This window comes from Burkholderia sp. Nafp2/4-1b, assembly GCF_003635165.1.
Classification (GTDB): Bacteria; Pseudomonadota; Gammaproteobacteria; order Burkholderiales; family Burkholderiaceae; genus Burkholderia.
Genome location: NZ_ML058664.1, coordinates 1 through 7,243 on the forward strand (window position 1 = coordinate 1; position 7,243 = coordinate 7,243).

At 61.2% G+C, this 7,243-nt stretch carries 2 protein-coding genes and 1 pseudogene; 2 read left to right on the forward strand and 1 reads right to left on the reverse strand.

All coding sequences use genetic code 11. The features are described from left to right. Positions 1-57: 57 nt before the first annotated feature. Positions 58-1,013, reverse strand: a pseudogene (locus tag C7H84_RS35325) (IS5 family transposase). 908 nt (positions 1,014-1,921) lie between these two features. On the opposite strand from C7H84_RS35325, the gene C7H84_RS35335 reads away from it, so the two are divergent. Then, positions 1,922-3,250: an IS5 family transposase gene (locus C7H84_RS35335; RefSeq protein ID WP_121863113.1), complete on the forward strand. Its 1,329-nt coding sequence runs from the start codon at positions 1,922-1,924 to the stop codon at positions 3,248-3,250. Between the two features lie 352 nt (positions 3,251-3,602). Beyond that, positions 3,603-7,243 (forward strand): ESPR-type extended signal peptide-containing protein (locus C7H84_RS35340; protein ID WP_162999505.1); only part of this gene is annotated, 3,641 nt, incomplete at its 3' end.

Below are 7,243 nucleotides of genomic sequence, written 5' to 3' on the forward strand. Positions count from 1 at the left end.
TGGGGCGCTGTTGCATAAATCAGGCGTGAGGACGAAGTGGTGCCTTTGTTCATGATCTCAGGCGATACGGACGGACTGCGGGCGGGCGAGTTCGGCCATGCGGTTGAGCACACCCACTCGAACGGCAACTTCGGTCGCCTGGGTTTCGGTACGACGTGCCCACAGGCGCGGACCTGTGAGCGTCTTGAACCGGGACATCGCGTTCTCGGCCAGCGAACGACGGTGGTAACCGCTTTGCTGCTTCCATTCGCGTCGACTGCCTCGAGCGATGGTGTCGACAGCTTCGTTGCGCTGAGCTGCGCCGGGCGTGGTAGGCGGCCAGTGAACTGCGCCTTCGCGAGGTGGAATCGAGGGCAACGCGTCGCGCGCGGCGATCGCGGCGTAGCAGGTCTGCGTGTCGTATGCGCCGTCGCCGCCGATGGTATCGATAGGTTCGTCGGTCGGGATTTGATCAAGCAATTCGGGCAGCACTTCGCCGTCCGCGACATCCTGATGCGTCATGAGCGCCGCTCGCAGTTGGCCGGTGTTCACGTCGAGTGCGAGATGGACCTTGCGCCAGGTGCGGCGCTTCGAGTAACCGTGCTGGCGGACCTTCCACTCGCCTTCGCCGTAGACCTTCACGCCCGTGCTGTCGACGACCAAATGCAGAGGTTCACCGCTATGGATGACAGGCAGTTTCACCCGCAGCGTTTGTGCGCGACGGCACACGGTCGTGTAGTTCGGTACAGGCAAATCGGCGAAGGCCAGATCGCGCAGACTTTGCGCAAAGCCTTGCAAGGCGCGCAACGGCAAATGGAACACTGTCTTCAAGCCGAGCAATGCCTGAACCAGTGCATCGCTGTACAGCCGCGGACGGCCACGTGTGGGTTCGGTGTCCGGCACGTTCGCAAGAACATCATCGTCAATCCACATGGTGATGTTGCCTCGATTGGTCAGGCCGGCGTTGTACGTCGTCCAGTTTCTGACGCGGTACTTCGCCTTTGGCCCTGAGTCGTGCCCTTGTCCTTGCGCATGTTCTCGCACGCAAAGATCGAGAATCTACGCACGAACCCGAATTGTTAACAGAGGCATCGCTCCGCCTGTGGCGCGTAAACGTCACCTCGGCGGGCCGGATTAATGCAACAACGCCATGCATTGGACTCGGGCGCATCGGCTTTTCGACCAGAATTGAAGTCTGTTGATTGCCATGTGGAAATCGATAGGATCGCGCTGCAGATAAGCTGCAGTTCTTGTGAGCCAGTAATGGCAACCTCCGGAGCATCTGGACGATCAACGTCAATTCAGCGAAGTTCGCCTGGTTCAACTCCACGGAAACGCCGTTTGGTCGGTGCATATGTAGCGAGAAACACAGCAACCGATTCGGCCGACGTGTGGGCAATCCCGGAAGCGACGATCTGCATAAACGCTGATTCTGCAGGAGCGGAAGCTATCGACAACTCGCACGAGCGTCTCGTGGCGGCTTCTCTGCGGAGCTGACTATCTCGCTCGCGGTTTGTTCGCGCTGATACTTGGAAATCCATGTCCGAATGAGGTTTGGATTGATGTCGTGCTCCATGGGCGTCTGCACGATTGATACCCCACTGCTGGAAAATGGCAGGCGCGTTATTCTTGCCACACAGTTGATATGCTGCAAAGAGCTCTGGCGCAGTCAACATTCCAGATGTGGCCGCACTTCTGAAACACGCGACGACTCATTGCGTGTGCCGAACACACTTCCTGTTTATTGATGTCAGGCGGACGCACCGTCCCGCTGAACCGACGCCGAACGGGCTAATTGAGGGGCGCGGCGAAATTAGCAAGTCGGACCTGAACAATCCTGCGAGGCATGTTCAGAAAGGCTGTGAGGCCGAAACGGTGTTGTTGGATTTACAGGAAGCGGGCATATTGACGCGTGAATCCTGCAAATCCTGACGAGGTGCGGATGGGTCTAAAGACGCTGGTGACAGAGGTAGATTTCTTCCGCCAACCGCTGCGCGAGCAGATCAACTTGAAGCATCCGTTGATTCGCCTGGCTGATCTGATTGACTGGGATCGGTTGAACTCGGCGATGAGCGTGAGTTTCGCGTCGTCTCGTGGCCGACCGGCATCGTCGCCGCGTTTGATCGCAGGACTGCTGTACTTGCAGCACGCATTCGACCTGTCAGATGAAGAGGTCGTCTGGCAATGGCTGGAGAACCCGTACTGGCAAGTGTTCACTGGCGAGACGTACTTGCAGACGAAGCCGCCGATCGATCCGTCGAGCCTGACGCGCTGGCGCAAGCGACTGGGCGAGGCTGGTGTCGAAGAACTGCTGGCCGAGACGATCGAAGCGGCCAAGCGTGCCAAAGTGATTAAGACTTCGAGCCTGAAGCGAGTGATCGTGGATACGACGGTCATGGAGAAGGCGATTGCCCATCCAACCGATTCGCGTCTGCTCGAACGTTGCCGCGAACATCTGGTGAAGGCTGCTGCGCAGCACGGGTTGAAGCTGCGGCAGAACTACAACCGCGAAGCGCCACGTCTGGCCGGCCAGATCGGGCGCTACGCGCATGCGAAGCAGTACAAGCGGATGAAGAAATCGCTGCGCACGTTGCGTTCTCGAGTGGGACGCGTGATGCGTGACGTCGAGCGGCAACTGGACGACGTCGCTCAGCAAAGCCGGGTGGCGCTGGAAGATCTGCTTGGCCGCACGAAGCGGATTCTCACGCAGAAGCAGAAGGACAAGAACAAGAACAAGCTGTATGCGTTGCACGCGCCCGAGGTCGAATGCATCTCCAAGGGCAAAGCTCGGCAGCCGTATGAGTTCGGCGTGAAGGTGTCGATCACGACGACGCACAAGGAGGGGCTGGTCGTCGGAGCTCGTTCGATGCCGGGCAATCCCTACGATGGGCACACGCTGGCCGAAGCGTTGGAGCAGGCGGCGATCTTGAGCGACGTTCAGCCGGAGATTGCCGTCGTCGACCGTGGCTACAAGGGCGTCGCCGTCGATGGTGTGAAGGTCTATCACCCGGGACTGCGACGCGGTATCACGCGCGGCCTGCAAGCCATGATCCGGCGTCGCAGCGCCATCGAGCCGGCCATCGGACACATGAAGGCCGACGGCAAACTCGACCGGAATTGGCTCAAGGGTTCGCTGGGCGATGCGATTCATGCGGTGCTGTGCGGCGCCGGTCACAACCTGCGGATGATCCTGCGCAAGCTGCGGCTTTTTTACGCCCTGATCCTCGTCGCTTTGCTTGGCTTCGAAACCGCCGCGCCGTCGGCGACGTAGCTTCGTCTGCGCGACAAAACGAATTGTTCAGGGCCGACTAGCAAGGCTCGCTGTGCTGTGAGGTCTAGTGTCAGACAGCGCGGCGGTTTCCGGATGCGCAGTGCATCCATGCCTTAAACGCATGCCATAGATATCAAGAATATATTTTTCACATAGGCCCGGCGTTCTTAGAATTCCCTCCGAACACGCAGAACCTGCTTGGCATCACGTGGAGGCCACCACCGGTGGTCCGAAGTCAAGGCGGGAACTGTTTCTCCATCCTTTCGCTGTTGCGCTGCGCCGACGACGTGTTGTTGACGGTGTGCGTGCTGGCTAGTCGGCCGCAGCGAATTTTTTTGATCCGGGAATTGAAATGAACAGGGCTTATCGGTCGGTCTGGAACGAGACCACACGCACGTGGAACGCGGTGCAGGAAACCGCAAAGGGCAAAACCAAGGGCAGCACGCGTCGTTCGACGGGCGTGGCGCGCGCGAGCGTCGCTGCAGCGGTGCTGGCGGTAACGCTGGGTGCGTGGGCGCCGGCGGCGCTGGCCGACGGTGAGCCGGTGCCGGCCGAAGGCTCTGTGGGCGAGCTGAACGCGTCGGGCGACGCGCTGTCGCCGTTTTCGGGCAATGCCAATGCCGCGTTCAACCTGGCGCTCGCCGACGACGATGAGACCCGCAAGCGGGCGCGTCACGCGCAATTCCTGATGGCGAGCAACACGCCGGTGTCGATGCCGGGCGTGCTGCATAGCCCGCTGGCCGCGGCGGATCCGCAGCCTGATCCGACCAGTGAGAACATGACCCAAGCGCAGAAAGACGCGGCAATGGCTGCCAATAAGCCGCTCTTCGTACAAGGCAAAGGCGCGGTTGCATGGGGTCGTGCGGTGGCAATCGGCGAGAGCGCCAACGCGATGTATGGCCAGAAAGCAAGCGTTACCGACACGGACTCCGTGGCGATCGGGCGAAGTGCTGAAGCAGCGTACGACGGGCTTGCAATCGGGGAGAGCGCTAAAGCGCGTGGCACGCGGTCGATCGCCCTGGGTCGGGGTTCGATGGTGGAGGCAGAAGACGGCTTTGCGATTGGCTACGATACACGCGCCTTGGATAAACAATCCATCGCCCTCGGCACGGGCAGCGTTGCCCAGAACGAAACAATCCGCAGCGCTCAGGAGCGCGTGCTGTCGCTGGGCAAGAAGGACAATTCCCTCAAGACCCGTATCCTGCACGTGGCCGATGCGATGGACAACACCGATGCGGCCAGCTATGGTCAGGTCAAGCGCGTTGAGAGCCTCGCCAATGCCAACACGAAAACCCTCGACACGCTGACCAACAGCGACGGCTTCAAGGTCGGCAAGGACGCGAAGGCCCGGGGTCGCGCGATCGCGATCGGTAAGGGCGCCAACGCGATGATCGACAAAGATAAGTGGGCAGCCGCTGAGCGAACGCTTGCGGACGCCGCCATTGACAGTCAGGACTCCGTGGCAATTGGTACCACGGCTCAGGCAACCTACAACGCTACCGCGGTGGGTTGGAACGCGCGTGCCTACGGGCAGAATTCCACGGCGATGGGCGTCGGCTCGCAAGCCGCCGGTGAAAGTTCAATTGCCCTCGGCAAGGACGCTGTCGCAGTCGACCAGTACACCATGGCGTTGGGTATGGAAAGCGTCGCGACCGGTGGCACAGCCAACGAACGCGTGCTGTCGCTGGGTCACAAGAAAGATGATATCAGTAACGTGGAGGTGCACGGCAGGGCGCCGAGCAAGCACGGGTCTGACGTCAAGACCCGTATCACCAACGTGGCCAATGGTCGGCATGAGACCGACGCGGCGACTTACGGGCAGGTGAAAAAAGTCCAGGACCGACTGGACGACAACAAGGTGCATTTCGGCAAGGATGCCGCGATCGTTGCCCCGTTGGCTGGCACGACCGGGTCGGTGGCGATGGGCCAATACGCCAAGGCGTACGGTCAACAGTCGATCGCAATCGGCGATCACGCGCAAGTTGGCAAGAACGAAGCCAAGAATAACGCGATCAGCGGTATTGCGCTGGGCACCGACGCCATGGTGCAGAAGAGTAAGGGGATCGCGATCGGCTCCGGCGCCGAGGCAATTGGCGAAGGCTCGATTGCAATCGGCCGGGGTTCGGTTGCGACCGAGGCCGAAACCGTGTCGTTCGGCTACCAGAAGGGCGAAGGTTCCATCCGCGGCGCGGCGGGCGAAACGCACACCCGCGAACTGGTGAATGTCCGTGCGGGCACGAAGGATCACTCGGTGGCGACGGTGAAGCAGCTCAAGGACGTCGCGAGCCAAATCGCCGACGACTTCAAGCCGGACGCGAGCGGTGAATTCAACGACCCCACCTTTACGGCGCAGGGCGCCAATTTCACGTCCCTGTCGGGCGCACTGGGTGCAGTGGACAAAGCCGTCACGACGAACGCGAGCGGGATCAAAGGCCTGAAGTCGGCTGCCAACACGCTCGCGCAACAGGTCGAATCGCTGACCAAGGGCGAAAACGTTCAGTTCGGCAAGGATTCGAACGCCGCGCGGAAGAGCATCGCCCTTGGGGCGATGGCGCAAGCGACGGACGTCAACGCAATTGCAATTGGCGAAAATTCGCGCGCTTATAACAAAGGCAACGTCGCGGTTGGTTCGGATGCTTTTGCGATGTATACAGAGAGCGCCGCAATCGGAGCTAGGGCGAGCACCGCTGCAGGCAACGCGGTAGCCTTGGGCGCTGATTCGATTGCGACCGAGGCAGATACCGTATCGGTGGGCCACGCCGCTGACGCGAAGACGTCCGCAATTGATGGTCGACCGAGCGTCACCTACAAGGAACAATCGACCCGCCGCATCGTCAACGTCAAGGACGGCGTGCACAAGACGGACGTGGTTACGAAAAACCAGCTCGACAACGTCGAGACGGCGGCCCAGAACGCGCTCAAGGAGAAGGGCGAGGCAATCGCCAACCTGAAGCAGGAAGTGGACGACAAGGTGTCGACCACGGCAATGAACACGGCCATCAGCGAGGCGACGAAGGCCTCCACCGAGAAGCTGACGAAGGTCGTCAGTGGTGAGGCGGGCCCGGTGCAGGTCACGGGTACGGATACCAAGACGGTGCAGTTGGGCAAGACGCTCGCGGGTACCACGCTCGATGTGACGGGCGCCGACGGCGTGCGCACGATCGTTGGTGTGAAGGCCGGTCTGAAGGACGGTGAGGCGGTCAACCTCGAGCAGGTGAAGGCCACCTTCGGTTCGGACATCCAGGTCGATGGCTCGGGCGCGGTGCAAGTGAAGCTGAAGAACAACGCGTACGGCACGGTCACGGATCGGCTGGCCGAAATCGAGGCGCTGGCTGCGCAGACCCCGGGTCTGGCGATGAGCCACGCGATCACGGTCACGCCGATCGCCACGGGCGCGGATTCGATCGCGATTGGCGATGGGTCGATCGCGGACGGTGATGGCGTGGTGTCGGTCGGTAGCACTGCCAAAAAACGCCGGATCACCAACGTCGAGGCTGGGACGGAATCGGCCGACGTGGTGACGAAGGGGCAGATGGACGCGCGATTCCATTCGGCGTACTCGGCGCATGAGCAACAACTGTCGCAAAAGCTCTCCTCGGTCCAGGAGGAGATCAAGAAGCTGGCCAGCGAGGGCAGCAAGAATAAGCAGGGTCTGGACGGGGCCGTCGGAGACGCGGATGGCGACAACGATATCAAGCTGATCGCAGTGTCCGACGATGCGGATGAGTCGGCGGAGGTTCTCGAGAGCGACAACTCGCTGGCGATCGGTCCGAAGGCGAAGGTGGTCAAGGGTTCGCATAGCGTGGCGATTGGGGCGGGCGCGCATGCCGCCAAGGGCATGTCGACCGCGATTGGTGGCGAGTCCTACGCCAATGGCGAGAATGCGATGGCCGTGGGCAAGGGCGCCGAGGTGGTCGGCGACTCGTCGGTGGCGCTCGGTGCCGGTGCGAAGATCGGCACGCCGGCCTATACCAACGTGAACGGCATCGACGT

What these genes read in the sequence shown, in the direction of transcription:
- C7H84_RS35335 (WP_121863113.1), top strand. Translation starts at nt 1,922, where the DNA reads ATGGGTCTAAAGACGCTGGTGACAGAGGTAGATTTCTTCCGCCAACCG.